The following is a 21,143-nucleotide window of genomic DNA, read 5'->3' as shown; positions in this document are numbered from 1 at the left end:
CGAGGTCGGTCCCAAATGGCGGCACCGAGTGTCATGCCCGGTACAGCTGCGAGAGATGCCGAGTCGTGGGTGTGAGGTGACGGGCAGGGAGGGGGCGGCCCGTGCGACGGGGGTGCCCGGGGGCGTGCCGGAGCGCCCTTGGCCGCGGCTTGCCGTGGTGGCCGGGCGGGTCTCGCCGTGGACGGTCAGGCGGCGGCCCGGACCGCTTCCACGATGCGGGGGTGGCGGAAGGAGAACCCGGAGTCCAGCAGCCGCTGCGGGATGACCCGCTGGCTGCCCAGCACGTCACCGGCGAACTCGCCGAGGACGGTCCGCAGCACCGGCGCCGGGACGGAGAACAGCGTGGGGCGGTTCAGCACCTTGCCCATCACGGCGGTCACCTCGCGGTTGGTGACCGGCTCCGGCGCCGTGAGGTTGACCGGCCCGGCCAGGTCCTCGGTGTCGAGGAGATGGCGGAGCGCCGCGATGTGGTCGTCCAGGGAGATGAAGCTCCAGTACTGGCTGCCGTCGCCGAGCCGCCCGCCCAGACCGAGCCGGAAGACCGGGAAGAGCCGGCCCCAGGCGCCGCCCGAGCGCGCCACGACCAGACCGGTGCGGGCGAAGACGGTACGGATACCCGCGTCCTGGGCCGGCTTCGCGGCGTCCTCCCAGGCCGTACAGACCTCCGGCAGGAACCCGTGGCCGGCCGGCGCGCTCTCGTCCGTACGCCGGTCGCCGGTGTCGCCGTAGTAGCCGATCGCGCTGCCGCACACGAAGACCCGCGGCGGGGTGTCCATGGCGGCGAGGGCCGAGGCGATGGCCCGGGTGCCCAGTACCCGGCTGTCGCGGATCTCCTGCTTGTAGGCGGCCGTCCAGCGGTGGTCGCCGACCCCGGCGCCGGCCAGATGGACCACCGCCTCGCAGCCGGCCAGTCCGGCGGTGTCGACCTCCTGCCGCTTGGGGTCCCAGCGCACTTCACCGGCGGCCGTGGGCGCACGCCGTACGAGCCGGACGACGTCATGGCCTCCCCCTGGGCCCCCGGCCCGGGAGGTGTCCCCGCTGCGCAGGGACCGTACGAGCGCCGTGCCGATGAGTCCGGTCGAGCCGGTGATCGCGATCCGCATGGATCCATACTGCCCGCAGCGGCGGACCGGTGGCGGCATCCCTGGCCGGAAGCCGCCACCGGCCCGCGGCACGCCCTACGGCTTGAAGCGGTCCCAGAGGGTGGGGAAGCGCTCCGCCATGGCCTGGTCGTCGTCGAAGTCGAGGTAGGTGCCGAGCGGTTCGCGGGGCGGCGGGGGCAGTTCCAGGTCCGGCATCACCCCGCCGGTCATCTGCTCGTACGCCTCGTCGGCCGCGTAGCCCAGCTCCTCGGCGTCGCCGTCCACCGTCTCGTCGAAGTCGTCCACCAGCTCGGCGAGCTGGTCCGGGTCGTGCAGCGCGCCCTCGAAGACCTCCCGGCCCTGGCCGATCAGCCAGCAGCGGAAGTAGTCGAAGGCGTCATCGCTGGCGCCGCCCAGCATCACGGAGGCGGCGGCCCACAGATCCCAGGAGTACGCCCGGTTGTAGCGGGCCTCGAAGTGGCGGGCGAAGTCCACGACGGCGTCAGGGTCGAGCCCGAGCAGCCGCTCGACCAGTGCGTCGGCCTGCTCCTCGGGGTCGCCCTCAGCGGCCTCGCGGGAGCCGTCGATCAGCTCCCAGAACTCCGTCTCGTCCATCACCGCTCCAGCATCTGCCCTGCCGGCGCCCGCCGCATGCGGAGTACCCCGGATGCGAGGGGGTCGTTATCCGGATTGGTGACGGGCCGTCCGGAAGGGTGACGGGGTGTTCGGATCGCCGCTCGCGCACCCCGGTCGGTGATCCGTCTTGTGACCGTCCCAAGAATCACTCGTTGGAAGGCGTGCAACGGCAAACGACCGTATTTCCCCCATTTCGCGAAGGGCTGTTCCAGGCCATGCCCATGGACGAACGCACCCGGGCCGATGTCGAACGGGCCGAGGCGGCCATCGTCGAGCACTATCCACGGCTCGTCCGCCTCACCTACCTCGTACTGCCCCCGTCGACGGGCCGCCACCGCCGGGTCCTGACCGCACACGGTCTGGTCCAGCGCGCGCTGCCCCGGACCCGGCTGCGCCGCCCGGACGGCGGGCTGCCGGCCCAGCGCGGCCCGGCCCCCGAGTCCGGCTACGACCTGGTGCGGCAACGGGCCCTGCGGCTGGCACTGGCCTACGAGGGACAGCCGGTCCGGGCACTGCCGGCCCTGCCCCTGGTCTGGGGACTGCGGCTCTTCCCGCGGGCCGGCGGCGCCGATGAACTCGCCCTGGACCAGGCGCTTTCCGCCGCCCCGGCAGCGGTACGGGCCGCCCTCGGGCTGTGGCACCTGGAAGGCCTGGACGAGGACGCCGCGCGCGCCGTGCTGGCGCGGGCCGGGGCCGAGGACCCGGACGCGGCGCAGCGGGCGGCCGCACAGCTCGACCGCGAGACCGGGGCCGGGGCGGCCGCCCTGCTGAGCTCGGGGGAGTTCGACCCGTGCATGGTGCAGACCCGGCCGACGGACCTGCTGCGCCGCCGGCAGCGGGTGCGGGCGGTGGCCGCGGTGGCGGCCGTGCTCGCGATCGGCGCGGCGGTGGCCGGATCCTGGCCCGGCACGGACCGGGCGGGGCGCGCCGAGACCGCCGCCCAGCAGGCGCTCGACCCGGACCGGCTGCTGCGCACCCCCAACGAGCAGTGGACGGACACCTCCCGGGTCGACTTCACCGCCTGGCCCGTCCGCGGCCGGCAGGCCGGCGACCGGAAGCTGCTGGCACGGGCCCTGCGGGTCTGGGCGGCGCCGCCCCCCGACGCCCGGATCACGGCGGCCGCGGGCACCTCCACCCGGCCGCCCGGCCATCCGCCGCAGCTGCTGTACGCGGGCCTGATCGACAACGTCATGGTGGTGGTCCTCCACGACGGGGAGCGCTTGGTCCGCTACGCCGAGCCCGAAGACGCCACGCCCACACTGCACTTCGCCCGGGTCGACGGCGCGGATCTGACAACCGCTGCCGCGCTGGTGATCGGGCGCGGCAACGGCTGGATGCGCTATCTGCTCGCGCCGTGGATCTCCGAGATCACGACCCGCGATCTGCCGGCGCCGGCCGCCCCGCCGCACGGGCTGCATGTCGCCCCCGACGGGGTCACCGACCGGATCCCGATCCCGCCCCCGGCGGGCGCCGGCTGCGGGCGCTGGCCGGTGGCCCAGCTCCGGCCCTCGACGCGGATCGTGGCGCCCGGCCGGAACGCCGCCTTCCTGGTGGCCGACCTCGACGATCTCGTCCCCGTCTCCCTCACCTCCGGGCCCCCGCCGTCCGGCGGCGCACCGGCCGGCGCGCCGGGCGAGGCGACCGGCGCGCCCGCGCTGCGGAGCTGGGCCCGTACGGCCTGCTCGCTCGGGTCGCTGCGGGGCGCCGGCGTACGCTCCGTCAACACCTGGGAGTTCGCCCAGCAGCGGCTCCCCGAGGGCGGCGGCAGCGCGACTTGGGTGTGCACCCGCGCCGACACCTGGCGCGGGCCCGGCAGCGTGACCCTGCGGTTCGTGCCGCCAGCCGCGCGCCCGGCCGACCCCGGGCGGATCGCCGGACGGGCCGAGAACACCGCTGCCTGCAGCCGCTTCGGGCCCGATGTGGTGGGGGACATCCACTGGCGGGCGAAGTCCGGCAAGTGGTATCTGCTCGCGGCCGGCAGCCAGGAGGTCGGCGGACTCGATGCCACGGGCGGGGTCCGCGCCACCGCCGCGGAGCGCACCCTCGCCGCACCGGCCGGGCCGGACACCCCGGCGGAGGTCGTCGGACGGCTGCGGAGCGGGGGGAGCGTACGGGCGCCGCATCCGTAGCCGGTGGACGGATTGCCGTGCGGTGCGCGCTGAATCCGGACAGAAGGTGTCGGGTATCGCTGTCAGGGTCGCCGTTGCAGAGGCAAGGCACCTGACAGCGAGGAGTGGCGTACGTGACCGGACGGAAAGAACTGGCGGGACGGGTGGCGCTGGTCGCCGGGGCGACCCGGGGCGCCGGCCGGGCGATGGCGGTGGAGCTGGGCCGGGCCGGGGCCCTGGTCTATGTGACGGGGCGGACGACCCGGGAGCGCACCAGCGAGGTCGGCCGGCCCACGGAGACGATCGAGCAGACCGCGGAGCTGGTGACCGCCGCGGGCGGCATCGGCATCGCCGTACCGACCGACCATCTGGACCCGGCGCAGGTCAAGGCGCTGACCGAGCGCATCGACCGGGAGCAGGGACGGCTGGATGTGCTGGTCAACAGCGTCTGGGGCGGTGACCGGCTGCTCGAGTTCAACACCAAGCTGTGGGACCTCGACCTGGAGAACGGGCTGCGGATGTTCCGTCTCGGCATCGACACCCACGTCATCACCAGCCATTACGCGCTGCCGCTGCTGATCCGGCGGCCCGGCGGCCTGGTCATCGAAGTCACCGACGGCACCGACACCTTCAACCGCACCTACCGCGAGAACCTCTGCTTCGACCTCACCAAGAACGCCCCGCACCGTATGGCCTTCGGCCTCGCCGCCGAGCTGAAGGAGTACGGCGGCACGGCGGTCTCGCTCACCCCCGGCTTTCTGCGGTCCGAGGAGATGCTGGACCACTTCGGGGTGACGGAGGAGACCTGGCGCGACGCGGTGGCCAAGGAGCCGCACTTCGCCATCGCCGAGTCGCCGGCCCTGATCGGCCGCGGTGTCCGCGCGCTGGCCGCCGACCCGGACAAGGCACGCTGGAGCGGCCAGTCGCTCTCCAGCGGTCAGCTGGCGCAGGAGTACGACTTCACCGACACCGATGGCTCACGGCCCGACGCCTTCGGCTACTTCGCGGATGTGGTCTTCGGCGGGAAGGAGGGGAGCGCGGCCGACTACCGGTAGCCCTGCGGGGCGCGCCGACATTGGAGCATGGGCCCTTCGGCCCTACGCCTTCCGCGGGGGCGGTTTGTCGGCTGCGGCGTTCGTCCTCGCTGGGCGCGCAGTTCCCCGCGCCCCTTTGGGGCGCGGCCGCACCGGGCTTCGGCTAGGCCGCTCGGCCCCCCGGTCACGTGTACAGCGCGGCTGTCCGCCGGGCGGCCGCGGCGAACTGCGCGCGCAGCCCGGGGGGCGCGAGTATCTCGCCCTCCGGGCCGAGTCCCAGCAGCTGGGCGTAGGCGACGTCGGCGGACTCCACGGCGAGGGTGACCGTCAGCCGGCCCTGCTCATCGGGGCCGCCCGCGCTCTGCGCCCGGTCGATCGCCTCGCGGGCCGCCGCGCGTTCGGTGACGTACGGCAGCTGGCGGACGCCGCGCGCGGAGAGCCGCAGCACCACCTCCTCATGCAGGATCGACCGGGCGAACTGCGCCGCCCGCTCCGCCCAGAACGCCGGCAGGTCGAAGGACGCCTCACGGGTGAACCGCTCCCCGGCAGCCTCGGCTCCGGAGGCCCGGTCGCGCTCCGTGAGCGCCACGGCGGTGAACCGGTCGACCCGGTAGACGCGGAAGTCCCCCTCCGTACGCGCCGCCAGATACCAGACCCCCGCCTTCAGCACGAGGCCGTACGGCTCCAACTCCCGCTCCACCTCGGTGTCCTTGCGGCGGTAGCGGGCGGTGATCCGGCGGTCGTCCCAGACCGCGTCGGCTATGTCGGGCAGCAGGGCGGGGGTCTCGGGCTCCTGATACCAGGCGGGTGCGTCGAGATGGAAGCGCTGGGCGACGCCCGTCGCGGCGTCCCGCAGCTCCGGCAGCAGGGCGGCGGAGACCTTCAGCCGGGCGGCGGACGCGGCGTCCGCGAGCCCCATCTCGCGCAGGGCGGAGGGCACCCCCGACAGGAAGAGCGCCTCCGCCTCGCTGCGGCCGAGGCCGGTGAGGCGGGTGCGGTAGCCGCCTATGAGGCGGTAGCCGCCCGCCCGGCCGCGGTCCGCGTATACGGGCACCCCCGCTTCGGAGAGCGAGAGGACGTCCCGGGCGACCGTCCGCTCGGAAACCTCCAACTCCTGCGCCAGCTCGGGCCCCGTCATCGACGGCCGCGCCTGGAGCAGCAACACCATCTTGATCAGCCGCGCAGCACGCATGTCTCCATCATGCCGGGGGGTACTGACAATGGTTTGTCTGCGGCTGCGGTTGTGGCTGGTCGCGCAGTTCCCCGCGCCCCTGCGTGGCGCGGCCGGTCCGTCACTTGCTTCTGGGGCTGTGCGGGTTGGTGGGGGCTGGGGTTTTGCGGGGTGTGTGGTTGCCGCGGGGTCGGAGGGGACGCACCGGTACCCGTCCTCGGCGCGGGCGACGCGGCTACGTGGGGTTGATTGCCCCGGCGTTCGCTCCAGTCCTGCGGGCGGGCACCGGTACATCCCCTCCAACCGTTCAGCGTTGCCGACTGCCGGCCGGTGACACCGTCCGTCACGGACCAGACCCTGGCCGCGCCCCATCTGCGGGCGGTCCGGCCAGTTCCCTGCCAAGGGGTGCCGCGCATTGGTCGTGACGGTGATCGGTACGGCGGGTCAGCCGCGTACGTACGGTGGTCGGAGGGGATGTCCGGTGAGCCGCCCGCAGGACCCGGAGCGAACAACGGGGTGAAGAACCTCTGGGACCCGCGTCGCCCGCGCCGTGGGGGCACCTCCCGGCCGAAGGCTGGGGGAGGGTTACCGGGCGTCCCCTCCGACCCACCACCCACATCCCGTAGGCGAACCGGCCCCAGCCCACGGCAAACCGCAAACCGCAAACCGCGAACGATAAAGCCCGGCCCGGCCGTAGCCAGGGCATGGTCGGCCGGGCCGGTGGTGGGTTCCCGTGCGGAGGCCCCGGGCGCGGGAAGGTGGCCTCCGCACGGGAGATCGGGGTGCCCCTGAGGGGCTAGGCGTCACAGGCCGGGGCGCGGCCCGTGGCTCAGAGGCCGTAGCGCTCCTTGGCCTCCTTGACGGTCTCCGGCTTGACCTGGCCGCGGCGGGCGAGCGCGGCCAGTGCCTGGACGACGACCGACTGCGGGTCGACGCCGAAGTGCCGGCGGGCCGCCTCGCGGGTGTCGGAGAGGCCGAAGCCGTCGGTGCCGATGGAGGTCCAGTCCTGCTCGACCCAGGGGGCGATCTGGTCGGGGACCGCACGCATCCAGTCGCTGACCGCGACGACCGGGCCGGGGGCGCCGGCCAGGGCACGGGTGACGTACGGGACGCGGTCCTCGCCGTCCAGACGGGCGGCGTCGCACTCCAGGGCGTCCCGGCGGAGCTCCGTCCAGGACGGCGCCGACCACACGTCCGCCGCCACACCCCAGTCGGCAGCCAGCAGCTGCTGTGCCTCCAGGGCCCAGTGGATGGCGGTGCCGGACGCCAGCAGCTGGAGCTGCGGGCTGTCGGCCTCGGGCCGGGTGCCCTCGTTGAAGCGGTAGAGGCCCTTGAGGATGCCCTCCTCGACGCCCTCCGGCATGGCCGGCTGGACCTTGGTCTCGTTGTAGACCGTGAGGTAGTAGAAGACGTCCTCGGCGTCCGGGCCGTACATACGGCGCAGACCTTCCTTGACGATGACCGCGACCTCGTAGGCGAAGGCCGGGTCGTAGGAGAGCGCCGCCGGGTTGGTGGAGGCGATCAGGTGCGAGTGGCCGTCGGCGTGCTGGAGGCCCTCGCCGGTCATCGTCGTACGGCCGGCGGTCGCGCCGATGACGAAGCCGCGGCCCAACTGGTCGGCCAGCGCCCAGAACTGGTCGGCGGTGCGCTGCCAGCCGAACATCGAGTAGAAGATGTAGAAGGGGATCATCGGCTCGCCGTGCGTCGCGTAGGACGTCGCGGCGGCGGTGAAGTCGGCGAGCGAACCGGCCTCGGTGATGCCCTCGTTGAGGATCTGGCCGTCCTTGGCTTCCTTGTACCAGAGCAGCTGGTCGCGGTCGACCGGGTCGTACGTCGCGCCCTTGGGGGAGTAGAGGCCGGCCGTCGGGAAGAGCGACTCCATGCCGAAGGTGCGGGCCTCGTCGGGGACGATGGGGACCCAGCGCTTGCCGGTCTCCTTGTCCCGCATCAGGTCCTTGATCAGCCGGACGAACGCCATGGTGGTGGCGATCTCCTGGCTGCCGGAGCCCTTCTTCAGCGCGTCGAAGGCCTTGTCGGCGGGCATCGGCAGCGGCTTGGCGACGACCTTGCGGGCGGGGGCCGGGCCGTCGAGGGCCGCGCGCCGCTCGCGCAGGTAGACCATCTCGGGGGAGTCGTCGGCGGGGCGCCAGTACGGCACCTGGTCGCCCTCCAGCGCGCTGTCCGGGATGGGGAGTTCGAGGACGTCACGCATGGTGCGGAACTCCGCCATGGTGAGCTTCTTCATCTGGTGGTTGGCGTTACGGGACTCGAAGCCCGTGCCGAGGGTGTAGCCCTTGACGGTCTGCGCCAGGATGACGGTCGGCGCGCCCTGGTGCTCGACGGCGGCCTTGTAGGCGGCGTACACCTTGCGCGGCTCGTGGCCGGCGCGGGAGGTCTGGAACAGCTCCAGCAGCTTGGCGTCGGTCAGCCGGTCGGCGAGGGCCTTCAGGGAGTCGTTGGCGCCGAAGAAGTGCTCGCGCAGGTAGGCGGCGTCGCGGGTGGCGTACGTCTGGAACTGCGCGTCGGGGGTCTCGCCGAGGCGGCGGATCAGGGCGCCGTCGGTGTCGAGCGCGAAGACCTCGTCCCAGGCCTGGCCCCACAGCGACTTGACGACGTTCCAGCCGGCCGCGCGGAACTGGGCCTCCAGCTCCTGCACGATCTTGAAGTTGGGGCGGACGGGACCGTCGAGGCGCTGCAGGTTGCAGTTGATGACGAAGGTCAGGTTGTCCAGGCCTTCACGGCCGGCCAGCGCCAGGGCGGCGGTCGACTCGGGCTCGTCCATCTCGCCGTCGCCCAGGAAGGCCCAGACGTGGGAGTTGGCGGTGTCCTTGATGCCGCGGTGCTCCAGATAGCGGTTGAAGCGCGCCTGGTAGATCGCGGAGAGCGGGCCGAGGCCCATGGAGACGGTGGGGAACTCCCACAGCCAGGGCAGCCGCCGCGGGTGCGGGTACGAGGGCAGGCCCTCGCCGCCGGTCTCCTGGCGGAAGCGGTCGAGGTGGTCCTCGGTGAGGCGGCCCTCGAGGAAGGCGCGGGCGTAGACGCCGGGGGAGGCGTGGCCCTGGATGTAGAGCTGGTCGCCGCTGCCGTCGCCTTCCTTGCCGCGGAAGAAGTGCTGGAAGCCGGTCTCGTAGAGCCAGGCGGCGGAGGCGAAGGTGGCGATGTGGCCGCCGAGGCCCAGCGCGGAGCCGCGGGTGACCATCGCGGCGGCGTTCCAGCGGTTCCAGGCGGTGATCCTGGCCTCCATCGCCTCGTCGCCCGGGAAGTCGGGCTCGGCGGAGGTCGGGATGGTGTTGACGTAGTCCGTCTCCAGGAGGGACGGCAGGGCGGTGCCCTCGGTGCGCGCGGTGTGCTCAAGGGCACGGCGCATCAGGTACGCGGCGCGATGCGGGCCCGCCGCCTTGGTGACGGCGTCGAGCGACTCGCGCCACTCGGTCGTCTCCTCGGGGTCGCGGTCCGGGAGCTGGTCGAGCTGGCTGTACGGCAGGCGCACGGGATCGGGCATGGGTGGCCCCTTTCCGGACGGGAGGTAGCTCGGGGGTGTCGTCGCGATCGGGCCGCGTCCTCAGGGTGGACGGCGGCCTTGACGACACCCCCTACGAGTTCGGCAGGCAGGGTTGTCGCGCCCCGAAGGAGGACGATACGCCTCTGATCGATGATCGATCAACGCTCAACGAAGGAAAAACCGCAGGTCGGCACGGGGTGCCGTAATTTCGGGCACCGCGTGCCAGTCCTACAGAGGGCCTGCCGGCCCCTCCCGGACCCGCCTCAGACCCGGGGTGCGCAGCTCAGCACATGCGACTTGAGCAGGGCGCCGATCTTCGGATCGCGCCGCCGGAACGCGTCCACGATCTCCTGGTGGTCCTGGGCGTGCGAGCGCGGCTCCGGGCTGAACCAGCGGATCGACAGCGTCGTCCAGACCTCGATGCCCAGCGACTCCCAGGTGTGCAGCAGGACGGCGTTCCCGGCCGCCCGCACGATCTCCCGGTGGAAGGCCACGGTGTGCCGCACCTGCGCCTCCCCGTCACCCGTCAGATCCGCCTCGCGCAGCGCCTCCACCTCCCGCTCCAGCGCCGTGGTGTGCTCGGCCAGCCGCCCCGCCGCCAGCTCGGCGGCCACCTGCTCCAGCCCGGCCCGCACCGGGTAGCTCTCCTTGAGGTCGTCGGCGGTCAGGTTCCGTACCCGTACGCCCTTGTTCGGCGCCGACTCGATCAGCTGCAGCGACTCCAGCTCGCGCAGCGCCTCCCGTACGGGCGTCTGGCTGACCTCCAGCTCCACCGCGATCCGCCGCTCCACGATCCGCTCACCCGGCTGCCAGCGGCCGCTGACGATCCCCTCGAGGATGTGCTCGCGGATCTGCTCGCGCAGCGAATGGACGACGGGCGGGGTCATGAGGTGCTCCTTCAGAGCGGGTGGTGGCAGGAGGGCCATTATCCGGGAGGCGCGAGGGAGGCGGTCCTGGAGACGCGGCGGGGCCGGGCGCGGACCCCCGGGCCGTCCCGGGCCGGGGACGCAAAAGGGCCGGCCCCGGCTCGTACGAACCGGGGCCGACCCTCAGGACACGCCTGCCGCGTGACTGCCGGGACTCAGAGACCGATCTCGGTCTCGAACTCGGCGGCCTCCAGGATCTGCTTGACCGTGGTCAGGTAGCGGGCGGCGTCGGCGCCGTCCACCAGACGGTGGTCGTAGGAGAGCGCGAGGTAGGTCATGTCGCGCACCGCGATGGTCTCGCCGAGGTCCGGGTGGTTGATGACCACCGGGCGCTTGACGGTGGCACCGATGCCCAGGATGCCGACCTGGTTCGGGGGCACGATGACGGTGTCGAACAGGGCGCCGCGCGAACCGGTGTTGCTGATGGTGAAGGTCGCACCGGACAGCTCGTCCGGCGTGATCTTGTTCGCGCGGACCTTGCCCGCCAGGTCCGCCGTCTTGCGGGCGATACCGGCGATGTTGAGGTCACCGGCGTCCTTGATGACCGGGGTCATCAGGCCCTTCTCCGCGTCCACCGCGATACCGACGTTCTCGGTGTCGAAGTAGGAGATGGTGCCCTCGTCCTCGTTGATCCGGGCGTTGATGACCGGGTGGGCCTTCAGCGCCTGGACCGCGGCCTTGACGAAGAACGGCATCGGGGAGAGCTTGACGCCCTCACGCTGCGCGAACGCGTCCTTGGCCTGGTTGCGCATCCGCATGATCTTGGTGATGTCCACCTCGACCACGGAGGTCAGCTGCGCCTGGCTGTGCAGGGCCTTCATCATGTTGTCGCCGATGACCTTGCGCATCCGCGGCATCTTGACGGTCTGACCGCGCAGCGGCGACGCCTCGATGGCCGGAGCCTTCGACGCGGCGGGGGCAGCGGCGGCGGCCGGCGCGGCGGCCTTGGCGGCCTCGGCGGCGGCGATGACGTCCTGCTTGCGGATACGGCCACCGACGCCGGTGCCCTTGACCGTGGCGAGGTCGACGCCGTTCTCCGCGGCGAGCTTGCGCACCAGCGGGGTGACGTACGCGCCCTCACCGGCGGCCGGAGCCGGGGCGGCGGGGGCGGCAGCCGGGGCCGGGGCGGCCGGAGCCGGCGCGGGGGCCGGAGCCGGAGCGGCCGGGGCGGCGGGCGCCGGGGCGGCAGCAGCCGGAGCCGGAGCCGGGGTGGGCTCCGGGGCCGGAGCGGCGGCAGGGGCCGGGGCGGCCGGAGCCGGCGCGGCGGCCGGGGCGGCACCGGCGGCACCGATGACGGCGAGCTTGGCGCCGACCTCGGCGGTCTCGTCCTCGCCGACGACGATCTCCAGGAGGGTGCCGGAGGCCGGCGCCGGGATCTCGGTGTCGACCTTGTCGGTGGAGACCTCCAGCAGCGGCTCGTCGGCCTGGACCTCCTCGCCGACCTCCTTCAGCCAGCGGGTGACGGTGCCCTCGGTGACGCTCTCACCGAGCGCGGGGAGGACGACGTCGGTGCCCTCGGCGCCGCCCGCGGGGGCAGCGGCGGGGGCCTCGGCCGCGGGGGCCGGGGCGGGCTCGGGCTCGGGCTGTGCCTCGGCGGCGGGCGCCTCGGCAGCCGCAGGCGCCGAAGCGGCAGCCGGCGCACCGGTGCCGTCGTCGATGACGGCCAGCTCGGCGCCGACCTCCACGGTCTCGTCCTCGGCCACCTTGATGGCGGTCAGGACGCCGGCGGCCGGGGCCGGGATCTCGGTGTCGACCTTGTCGGTCGACACCTCGAGCAGCGGCTCGTCGGCCTCGACGCGCTCACCCTCGGCCTTGAGCCAGCGAGTGACGGTGCCCTCGGTGACGCTCTCGCCGAGCGCCGGCAGGGTTACGGAAACCGCCATGGTTTCAGTTGCTCCTTACAAGTGTGGTGCGGATGTGGTCGCGCCCGGGACTGAGGTCAGTCGTGGGAGTGGAGAGGCTTGCCGGCCAGGGCCAGGTGGGCCTCGCCGAGAGCCTCGTTCTGCGTCGGGTGCGCGTGCACGAGCTGCGCAACCTCGGCCGGCAGGGCCTCCCAGTTGTAGACCAGCTGGGCCTCACCGACCTGCTCGCCCATACGGTCACCGACCATGTGGACGCCGACCACGGCACCGTCCTTGACCTGGACGAGCTTGATCTCGCCCGTGGTCTTGAGGATCTTGCTCTTGCCGTTGCCCGCGAGGTTGTACTTGAGAGCGACGACCTTGTCGGCGCCGTACAGCTCCTTGGCCTTGGCCTCGGTGATACCCACCGAAGCGACCTCGGGGTGGCAGTACGTCACGCGCGGCACGCCGTCGTAGTCGATCGGCACGGTCTTCTGACCGGCCAGCCGCTCCGCCACCAGCATGCCCTCGGCGAAGCCGACGTGCGCGAGCTGGAGGGTGGGAACGAGGTCACCGACGGCCGAGATGGTCGGCACGTTGGTCTGCATGTACTCGTCGACGAGGACGTAGCCGCGGTCCATCGCGACGCCCTGCTCCTCGTAGCCCAGGCCCGCCGAGACCGGCCCGCGGCCGATCGCGACCAGCAGCACCTCGGCCTCGAAGGTCTTGCCGTCGGCGAGGGTGACCTTCACGCCGTCGGCGGTGTACTCGGCCTTGTCGAAGAAGGTGCCGAGGTTGAACTTGATGCCACGCTTGCGGAAGGCCCGCTCCAGCAGCTTGGAGCTGTTCTCGTCCTCGACCGGGACGAGGTGCTTGAGGCCCTCGATGATGGTCACGTCGGTGCCGAAGGACTTCCACGCGGAGGCGAACTCGACGCCGATGACGCCGCCGCCCAGCACGATCGCGGACTTCGGCACGCGGTCCAGCGTGAGCGCGTGGTCCGAGGAGATGATGCGGTTGCCGTCGATCTCCAGGCCCGGCAGCGACTTCGGCACGGAGCCGGTCGCCAGCAGGACGTGGCGGCCCTGGACACGCTGGCCGTTCACATCGACGGAGGTCGGGGAGGACAGCCGGCCCTCGCCCTCGATGTACGTCACCTTGCGGGAGGCGATCAGGCCCTGCAGGCCCTTGTACAGGCCCGAGATGACCTCGTCCTTGTACTTGTGGACCGCCTTGATGTCAATGCCCTCGAAAGTGGCCTTGACACCGAACTGCTCGCTCTCACGAGCCTGGTCGGCGATCTCACCGGCGTGCAGCAGAGCCTTGGTGGGGATGCAGCCGTTGTGCAGGCAGGTACCGCCGACCTTGCCCTTCTCGATCAGGGCGACGTCCAGGCCCAGCTGCGCCCCGCGCAGGGCAGCGGCGTAACCACCGCTACCGCCTCCGAGGATCACTAGGTCGAAAACGGTGCTGGCGTCGTTCGCCACGTCACGTCCTCCATGCATGGGTACGCCGGAGCCGGTCTCCAATGACCGGACGGCGGCTGTGGTTCGGCCGCTTTTACTTCGGCCCTGGGTAAGGGGGGCCCTGTCCTGCCGAGAACCCATCTTCGCACTTGTTCCACGAAGCCGGGACGGCGGGCCGGGCACTGAGACGGTGATCAGCCGCCCCGTACGGGTTACTGATGCGTATGACCGTGCGGATTTCGTCGAGGGCGAACGGGGATCCGCACGCGCCGACGGCCCCGGGCGGACCGCCCGGGGCCGTCGGAGGGAGCGGGCGCCGGGGAGGCTCCCCGGCCCGGCCGTCAGCCCAGGTCGCCCGCGGCGGTGCGCTCCGCGAGCCGGACCAGGGTGCGCACCGCGGATCCCGTGCCGCCCTTGGGGGTGTAGCCCCAGGGCGCGCCCTCGTGGAAGGCCGGGCCGGCGATGTCCAGGTGCGCCCACGGGATGCCCTCGCCGATGAACTCCTTCAGGAAGAGCCCGGCGACCAGGCCGCCGCCCATCCGCTCGCCCATGTTGGCGAGGTCCGCGACCGGGGAGTCCATGCCCTTGCGGAGCTCGGACGGCATCGGCATCGGCCAGGACTGCTCGCCGACCTCCTCGGCGATCTCGTGCACCGAGGTACGGAAAGCGTCGTCGTTGGCCATGATCCCGAAGGTGCGGTGGCCCAGCGCCAGCACCATCGCACCGGTCAGGGTGGCGACGTCCACGATCGCGTCCGGCGACTCCTCCGAGGCGCGGGTCAGCGCGTCGGCCAGTACCAGGCGGCCCTCGGCGTCGGTGTTGAGCACCTCGACGGTCTTGCCGCTGTACATGCGCAGCACATCACCGGGACGGGTGGCGGAGCCGGACGGCATGTTCTCGGCGAGCGCCAGCCAGCCGGTGACATTCACCTCCAGGCCGAGCCGGGCGGCGGCCACGACCGCGGAGAACACGGCGGCCGCACCGCTCATGTCGCACTTCATGGTCTCGTTGTGGCCGGCCGGCTTGAGCGAGATGCCGCCCGAGTCGTAGGTGATGCCCTTGCCGACCAGCGCCAGGGTCTTGGATGCCTTGGAGTGGGTGTACGCGATCCGTACCAGCCGCGGCGGGGCCTGGGAGCCCTGGCCGACGCCCAGCAGACCGCCGTAGCCGCCCTTCTTGAGGGCCTTCTCGTCGAGCACCTCGAACTTGAGGCCGAACTCCTTGGCCGCCGCCTGCGCCTCGGCCGCGAAGGACTTCGGGTCGAGGTCGTTGGGGGGCAGGTTGATCAGGTCGCGGGCGCGGTTGATCTCCTCGGCCAGCGCCTGGGAGCGCGCGGCGGCGGCCTTGAACTCCTTGTCGCGCGGCTTGCCGCCGAGGAGCGCGACCTCCCCGAGCGGCGCCGACTTGGCGTCGTTCTTCTTGGCGCCCTTGCCGTTCTGCGCGCTGTTGCCGTTGCGGGACGCGGCGTAGGAGTACGCGCCGAGCAGGGCGCCCTCGCTCACCGCGGCGGCCGCCTCGGCGTCCTCGACGGGCAGCGCGAAACCGGCCTTCTTGCTGCCGGCCAGCGCACGGGCGGCGCTGCCCGCGGCGCGCCGCAGCGCCTCGTGGCCGTAGCCGTCGTCCTTGCCCGGCGCCTCGCCCAGGCCGACCGCCAGCACGACCGGCGCCTTGAGGCCGTCCGCGGCGGGCAGCTTGGTCACCTCGCCCTCGGCACCACTCGCGCCGAGGGTCTCCAGCACGGCGGCGAGCTTGCCGCCGAAGGCCTTGTCCACGGCTTCCGCGCCGGGGGCGACAACGACGCCCTTGGCGCCCTTGGCCACGCCGACGACGACGGCATCCGCACGCAGCGTCGCGGCGGAAGAAGTACTGAGGGTCAGTGCAGTCACGGTGATGAGGGTCCTGTTCCGTCCGGGGAATCCGTCTGCGCGCAGCGCGCTGCTGCGGCTGAGCCTACGCTCGGCGGCGCCACAAGGCCCGTCCGATATCACACCCGCACATAACGGTGCCCCGGCAGTTGCCCGTATACCCGGTGAACTGCCCTTCCGGTCACTTCAGTTGGGCGCGCGGAAGGGGGCGCCGGCGCTAACCGAGCGTCAGAGCGACCAGCGCCGCGAGTCCCGCGCTCTCCGCGAGCGCCCCGAACACATCGCCGGTCACCCCGCCGAACCGCCGCCGGCAGTGCCGCAGCACCAGTTCGCCCACCCCGAGGCCGCACAGCGCCGCGAGCCCGGTGTGCAGCGCGCCGTACGGTCCGAAGCCGGCCCCGGCGGCCGCGCACCCGGCGGCCACCAGCGCCGCACACAGCAGCGCCGCCCGCACCGGGACGGTGCCCGCGACCGCCGCGCCGAGCCCCTCCGGGCGGGCGGCCGGCACCCCCGCGCGCGAGGCGAGGGTCAGCGCACAGCGGGCGGTGACCGCCGCGACGGCCGCCGCGACGGCGCCGTGCGCCCAGCCGTCCGCGTACAGCTCAAACAGCGCGGCCACCTGCGCCAGCAGGGTGAACAGCAGTGTGATCACCCCGAACGGGCCGATGTCGGACTGCTTCATGATGCGCAGCGCGTCCTCGGCGGGCCTGCCGCTGCCCAGCCCGTCGGCGGTGTCGGCGAGTCCGTCCAGATGCAGTCCGCGGGTGAGTACGGCGGGCACCGCGGCGCTGCCGACCGCGGCGAGCAGCGGCCCGCCGCCGAGCACCAGCAGCGCCCCGCCGACCGCGGCCGCGCCCAGCCCGACGACCAGCCCGGCCAGCGGTGCGCAGAGCATCCCGCCGCGCGCCGCCGCCCGGTCCCAGCGGGTGACGCGGACCGGCAGCACGGTCAGCGTGCCGAACGCGAAGCGCAGGGCGTCGGACGGGGCCGGGGGAGTGGGGGTCTCGGTCATCGCGGCAGGCTATCCGGGCGTCCACCGCGTTTGACCGCCGGTTCCGGCCGCCCGACAGGGCCTAATGGTGGCTATGTGTCCTTACGCGACAAAGGGGAGCGTGTGGGATGGGCCACTGGTGGTACCGCAATATCGTCGAGCCGGGGAAGCTGCCACTGCTGCTCGCCCTCGCCTCGTTCGTGCTGACCTTCCTCGTGACCCGGGCCGTCACCCGCCTCATCCGCGCGGGCAAGGGCCCGTTCCGCAACATCACCCCGGGCGGGGTCCATATCCACCATGTCGTCCCCGGTGTGGTGCTGATGGTCCTCGGCGGCTTCATCGCGCTGGCCGGCGGCCGGCGCGGGTTCGGCACCGGGGCCGCGGCGGTGCTCTTCGGGATGGGGGTGGGCCTCGTCCTGGACGAGTTCGCGCTCATCCTGCACCTGGACGACGTGTACTGGACCGAGGAGGGGACCAAGAGCGTCGAGATCGTCATCCTCACCGTCGCCCTGGTCGCCCTGATCCTCGGCGGCTTCCTGCCGTTCGGCGTCAATGAGCTCAGTCCGGACGAGGAGACCGACCGCTTCACGGTCGTGCGGACCGTGGCCGTCAACTTCCTCTTCGCGGTCATCGCCCTCACCAAGGGCAAGGGCCGGATCGCGGTCATCGGGGTGTTCGTGCCGTTCGTCGCGCTCTTCGGCGCGGTCCGGCTGGCCCGGCCCAACTCGCCCTGGGCCAGGCGCTTCTACCGCACCCGCCCGAAGCTGCGGGCCCGCGCCCGGGTCCGCGCCTACCGTCACGACCGCCGCTGGTCGGCGCTGCGCCGCAAGGTCGAAGACTTCATCGGGGGTGCGCCCAGCCGCTGACGCCCCGGGCCCGGCTTGCGCCGCCGCCGCAGCTCGCACAGTCCGCACAGCACCAGCACCGCCAGCACCGCCGCGACATGCTCCTTGCCCGCGAGGTTGTTCTTGATGGACACCACCTCGACGACCATCGCCACCGCCACCGCGGCACAGGTGAACCAGGCGCGATAGCGCCAGCACACGAACACCGCCAGCCCCACCACGGCCGCCGACGGCCCGGTGTCGGTGACGTACTTGTCCGAGTCGGGCAGCCCGAGCGGGCTCACCGGGCCGATCCAGATGCCGATCCGGGCGTACATCGTCCCGGCGAGCGTGGCGAGGTACGCGACGGCCAGCAGCTGCCGCCGGCCCACACAGATCTCGGCGATCCCGAAGACCACCAGGATCTGCGCCAGGGCACCCCACACCGGCAGGTCCAGTGCGGGCACGAACAGCGACAGCGGGGTGCGCAGCAGCGCCAGCCACAGATGCTCGTCGGCCTGTACGGAGCCGATGTTCTGGACGGTTTGGTAGCCCCAGGCCTGGTTCTGCACGAACTGGAAGACCAGGGTCAGAACCACCGCGGTGAGCGTCATCGGGATCGCCCGCAGCCGCGAGGCGGCCAGTGCGGCGCGTACCGTCCGCAGCAGCGGGCCCCATTCGGCGCGCGCGGCGCGACGCAGGAGGGGCACCTCTCCCCGGGCCGGCACGGGCCCTTCCCGCCGCCCCGCCCCGGCCGCGCTCATCTCTCCTTCTCCAGGTGCGTGCGGTTCAGCCACTTGGGCAGACCGGGTGCTTCCAGAAAACCTTCCGCGCGGCCGGCGGCGATCCCGATCCGCAGCAAATCGGTGCTCTTTTCGAAAAGCATGTAGCGCGGCTCCCAGATCGGCCGGTATTTCGCATTGGCGCGATACAGCGATTCGATCTGCCACCACCTGGAGAAGAAGCTGAGCAGCGAGCGCCACAGGCGCAGCACCGGGCCCGCGCCGAGTCGCGATCCACGTTCGAAGACGGAACGGAACATCGCGAAGTTGAGGGAGAGCTGCGTGATCTCCACCTCTTTCGCCCGCTGGATCAACTCCAGCACCATGAACTCCATCAGCCCGTTCTCGGAGTTCCGGTCCCGCCGCATCAGATCCAGCGAAAGGCCCTTCTCACCCCACGGCACAAAGCTGAGCAGCGCCCGCAGCTCACCGTCCGCACCGGTGCATTCGAGCATCACGCAGCGGCCGTCCCCCGGGTCGCCGAGCCGGCCCAGCGCCATCGAGAAGCCGCGCTCGGTCTCCCCGTCGCGCCAGTCGTCGGCCAGCCGCAGCAGCCGGTCCATCTCCGGCCCCGGGATGTCCTCGTGGCGCCGGATGCGGACGGTGTAACCGGCCCGCTCGATGCGGTGGTAGGCCTGCCGTACGGTGCGCATCGCGCGGCCGCCGAGGGTGAACTCCGCGGTGTCCACGATCGCTTCGTCGCCCAGCTCCAGCGCGTCCAGACCGTGCCGGGCGTAGATCGTGCCGCCCTCCTCGCCGGCCCCCATCACCGCGGGCGCCCAGCCGTGCTCCCGTGCCTCGGCCAGCCACCCCTCGATCGCACCCGGCCAGGCCTCGGGGTCGCCCAGCGGATCGCCGGAGGCCAGCGACACCCCGCCCACCACGCGGTAGGTGACCGCGGCCTTGCCGCTGGGGGAGAACACCACGCTCTTGTCGCGGCGCAGCGCGAAGTAGCCCAGCGAGTCACGGTCGCCGTGCCGCGCCAGGAGGGCCCGCAGCCGCTCCTCGTCGTCCGCGGTGATCGCCTCGGTGCGCCGTACGGACCGGAACGCCGCCCACAGGACCGCGACCAGCAGCAGCGTGCTCAGCACATTGATCGCGACATTGACCCAGTTGGGGGTGGCGATCTCCGGGAACGCACGGTCGTCGGCGGCCAGCGACACCAGCCGCATCAGGCCGTAGCGCCAGCGCTGCGCGAAGGTCGAGGAACCCGCCGCGGTATTGGTGACGGTCACCAGCAGCGTCGCGAGCAGCGAGGTCACCAGCAGACCGCCGGCCGCGACCGCCGCCGCCAGCTTCGGGTTCGTACGGTCGCCCTTCGCGGAGAACTCCCGGCGCCCGGCCACCAATGCGGCGGCGAACAGCACGGTCAATCCCAGCGACACCCAGTTCTGCACATGTCCGCGGAACTCCGGGGCCACCACCATTCCGAATCCGAACAGCAGCGCCAGCAGCCCGGACAGCGCCAGATTCAAAATCCACGCCGCCCGCTTCCGCCGCCGCAGGGTGACCGACAGGAACAGCGAGAAGGCGGCGGATGCGAAGCCCGCCGTCAGCAGATACGGAGTGAAGAATTCCGCGCTGTTGTGCCGGCGGATGTCATTGCCGAACGACACCCACACCGCACTCAGGAAATTGAGGAAGGTGACCGTGCGCAGATACCAGATGCCGAACGCGGCACCACGCTGTGACCATGAGCCGCGCGGGCGGCCTTCGTCCGGACTCAAGCGATGTCTCCCATAACACGTGTAAAGCGTGATCTTATGGGGCGCCGCCGGTGGTCCGGTACGGGCGTGAAGTGAGCGCCCTGGTCCGGGCGCTCGTCCGAGCGCTTCCCGCGGGGCCGGCCGCGGTGGGCCGGCTCCGGGTCAGTCGCGTACGGGCAGTTCTGCCGCCAGGGCCGCGGCCGCCTGCACCAATGGCAGGGCCAGCAGCGCCCCCGTCCCCTCACCCGCAGTGACGCCGTGGTCGAGCAGAGGGTTGAGCGCGATCCGGTCCAGGGCCTTGGCCTGCGCCGGTTCGCCGCTCGCCTGCCCGGCCAGCCACCAGTCCGGCGCCCGGAACGCCACCCGCTGTGCCACCAGCGCACAGGCCGCCGAGACCACCCCGTCGAGGATCACCGGCGTCCGGCGCACCGCGCTCTGCAGCAGGAAACCGGTGATCGCGGTCAGATCCGCGCCGCCGACCGTGGCCAGCAGCTCCAGCTGGTCGCCGAGCACCGGACGGGCCCGCCGCAGCGCGTCACGGATCGCCGCGCACTTGCGCATCCACGCCAGATCGTCGATCCCGGCCCCGCCCCGCCCGGTGACCACCGAGGCGTCCGTCCCGCACAGCGCGGCGATCAGGGTGCTCGCGGCGGTCGTCCCGCCGACGCTCAGATCGCCCAGCACCACCAGGTCGGTGCCGGCGTCCGCCTCCTCGTCCGCGACGGCCATCCCCGCCCGGAACGCCGCCTCGGCCTCCTCGGCCGTCAGCGCGTCCTCGGTATCGATCCGCCCCGAACCCCGCCGCACCCGGTGCCGGGTGACCTCCTCGGGCAGCTCCTCCGGGTCGCAGTCCACCGCCAGGTCCACCACGCGCAGCTGCACCCCGGTGCTGCGGGCCAGCACCGCGGCCGGGCTCGCCCCGTCCAGCACGGCCCGTACGAGATCCCCGGTGCTGCCGGCCGGCCGGGCCGACACCCCCAGCTCCGCCACTCCGTGATCGCCCGCGAACAGCAGCACCCGCGGCCGCTCGACCGGCCGCACCGGCACCTGCTGCTGTGCTGCGGCCAGCCATTCGCCCAGCTCGTCGAGGCGGCCGAGGGCCCCCGGCGGCACGGCCAGCCGCGCTCGCCGCTCCTCGGCGTCACGGCGCACACCGCCATCGGGGCGCTCGATCAGATGGGCGAAGTCATCGAGGTTCAGGGCGCTCAT

General features: G+C 72.6%; 15 protein-coding genes. 3 read left to right on the top strand and 12 right to left on the bottom strand.

Annotated elements, in window-relative coordinates; translation table 11 throughout:
- Positions 1-185: 185 nt before the first annotated feature.
- Together NUT86_RS12350 and NUT86_RS12345 are read right to left on the bottom strand one after the other, a co-directional pair.
- Positions 186-1,103 (bottom strand): TIGR01777 family oxidoreductase, encoded by a 918-nt coding sequence (locus NUT86_RS12350; protein WP_109896082.1) that lies wholly within the window; start codon positions 1,101-1,103, stop codon positions 186-188.
- 75 nt (positions 1,104-1,178) lie between these two features.
- Positions 1,179-1,697 (bottom strand): DUF4240 domain-containing protein, encoded by a 519-nt coding sequence (locus NUT86_RS12345; protein WP_093643304.1) that lies wholly within the window; start codon positions 1,695-1,697, stop codon positions 1,179-1,181.
- 242 nt (positions 1,698-1,939) lie between these two features.
- Between NUT86_RS12345 and NUT86_RS12340 the strand changes: the two genes are divergently transcribed.
- Positions 1,940-3,847, top strand: a complete 1,908-nt coding sequence (locus tag NUT86_RS12340) for a hypothetical protein (protein WP_274735132.1) — start codon at positions 1,940-1,942, stop codon at positions 3,845-3,847.
- Between the two features lie 113 nt (positions 3,848-3,960).
- A complete protein-coding gene (locus NUT86_RS12335) occupies positions 3,961-4,881 on the top strand; it encodes an SDR family oxidoreductase (RefSeq protein WP_018090126.1) in 921 nt (306 codons plus the stop codon).
- Between the two features lie 163 nt (positions 4,882-5,044).
- Here the strand turns inward: NUT86_RS12335 and NUT86_RS12330 are convergent, their stop codons facing one another.
- The 7 genes from NUT86_RS12330 to NUT86_RS12300 all read right to left on the bottom strand — a co-directional run bounded on the left by NUT86_RS12330 (position 5,045) and on the right by NUT86_RS12300 (position 16,643).
- Positions 5,045-6,052, bottom strand: coding sequence for a helix-turn-helix transcriptional regulator (locus NUT86_RS12330; protein WP_274735130.1), 1,008 nt, complete (start codon positions 6,050-6,052; stop codon positions 5,045-5,047).
- Positions 6,053-6,860: 808 nt separating this feature from the next.
- The gene (gene aceE / locus NUT86_RS12325; RefSeq protein WP_274735128.1) at positions 6,861-9,533 is read right to left on the bottom strand and encodes a pyruvate dehydrogenase (acetyl-transferring), homodimeric type; all 2,673 of its coding nucleotides are present in this window, start codon (positions 9,531-9,533) and stop codon (positions 6,861-6,863) included.
- A 263-nt stretch (positions 9,534-9,796) separates the two neighbouring features.
- Positions 9,797-10,420, bottom strand: a complete 624-nt coding sequence (locus NUT86_RS12320) for a GntR family transcriptional regulator (protein WP_018090123.1) — start codon at positions 10,418-10,420, stop codon at positions 9,797-9,799.
- Positions 10,421-10,614: 194 nt separating this feature from the next.
- A complete protein-coding gene (gene sucB / locus NUT86_RS12315; protein WP_274735126.1) occupies positions 10,615-12,342 on the bottom strand; it encodes a 2-oxoglutarate dehydrogenase, E2 component, dihydrolipoamide succinyltransferase in 1,728 nt (575 codons plus the stop codon).
- 56 nt (positions 12,343-12,398) lie between these two features.
- Positions 12,399-13,787, bottom strand: coding sequence for a dihydrolipoyl dehydrogenase (gene lpdA / locus NUT86_RS12310; RefSeq protein WP_018090121.1), 1,389 nt, complete (start codon positions 13,785-13,787; stop codon positions 12,399-12,401).
- A gap of 320 nt (positions 13,788-14,107) precedes the next feature.
- Complete coding sequence (locus NUT86_RS12305) at positions 14,108-15,652, bottom strand: leucyl aminopeptidase (protein WP_018090120.1); 1,545 nt, start codon at positions 15,650-15,652, stop codon at positions 14,108-14,110.
- Between the two features lie 196 nt (positions 15,653-15,848).
- A complete protein-coding gene (locus NUT86_RS12300) occupies positions 15,849-16,643 on the bottom strand; it encodes an adenosylcobinamide-GDP ribazoletransferase (RefSeq protein WP_159488508.1) in 795 nt (264 codons plus the stop codon).
- Positions 16,644-16,750: 107 nt separating this feature from the next.
- Here NUT86_RS12300 and NUT86_RS12295 point away from each other — a divergent pair, with 107 nt between their 5' ends.
- On the top strand, positions 16,751-17,488 hold the full coding sequence (locus tag NUT86_RS12295; RefSeq protein WP_018090118.1) for a hypothetical protein: 738 nt from the start codon (positions 16,751-16,753) through the stop codon (positions 17,486-17,488).
- Here the strand turns inward: NUT86_RS12295 and NUT86_RS12290 are convergent.
- The 3 genes from NUT86_RS12290 to cobT form a co-directional block, all read right to left on the bottom strand.
- Entirely contained in the window at positions 17,419-18,210 is a 792-nt protein-coding gene (locus NUT86_RS12290) for a hypothetical protein (protein WP_266448323.1), read from the bottom strand. The two genes, NUT86_RS12295 and NUT86_RS12290, sit on opposite strands and share 70 nt — an antisense overlap.
- Entirely contained in the window at positions 18,207-19,955 is a 1,749-nt protein-coding gene (locus tag NUT86_RS12285) for a phosphatidylglycerol lysyltransferase domain-containing protein (RefSeq protein ID WP_018090116.1), read from the bottom strand. The genes NUT86_RS12290 and NUT86_RS12285 overlap by 4 nt, the downstream gene beginning before the upstream one ends.
- Positions 19,956-20,096: 141 nt before the next feature.
- Entirely contained in the window at positions 20,097-21,143 is a 1,047-nt protein-coding gene (gene cobT, locus NUT86_RS12280; protein ID WP_018090115.1) for a nicotinate-nucleotide--dimethylbenzimidazole phosphoribosyltransferase, read from the bottom strand.

The organism is Streptomyces sp. G7(2002), from assembly GCF_028870195.1.
In the GTDB taxonomy this organism is placed as follows: Bacteria; Actinomycetota; Actinomycetes; order Streptomycetales; family Streptomycetaceae; genus Streptomyces; species Streptomyces nigrescens.
The sequence above is the reverse complement of the archived record's forward strand: the minus strand, read 5'-3'. Positions and strand labels throughout refer to the sequence as shown.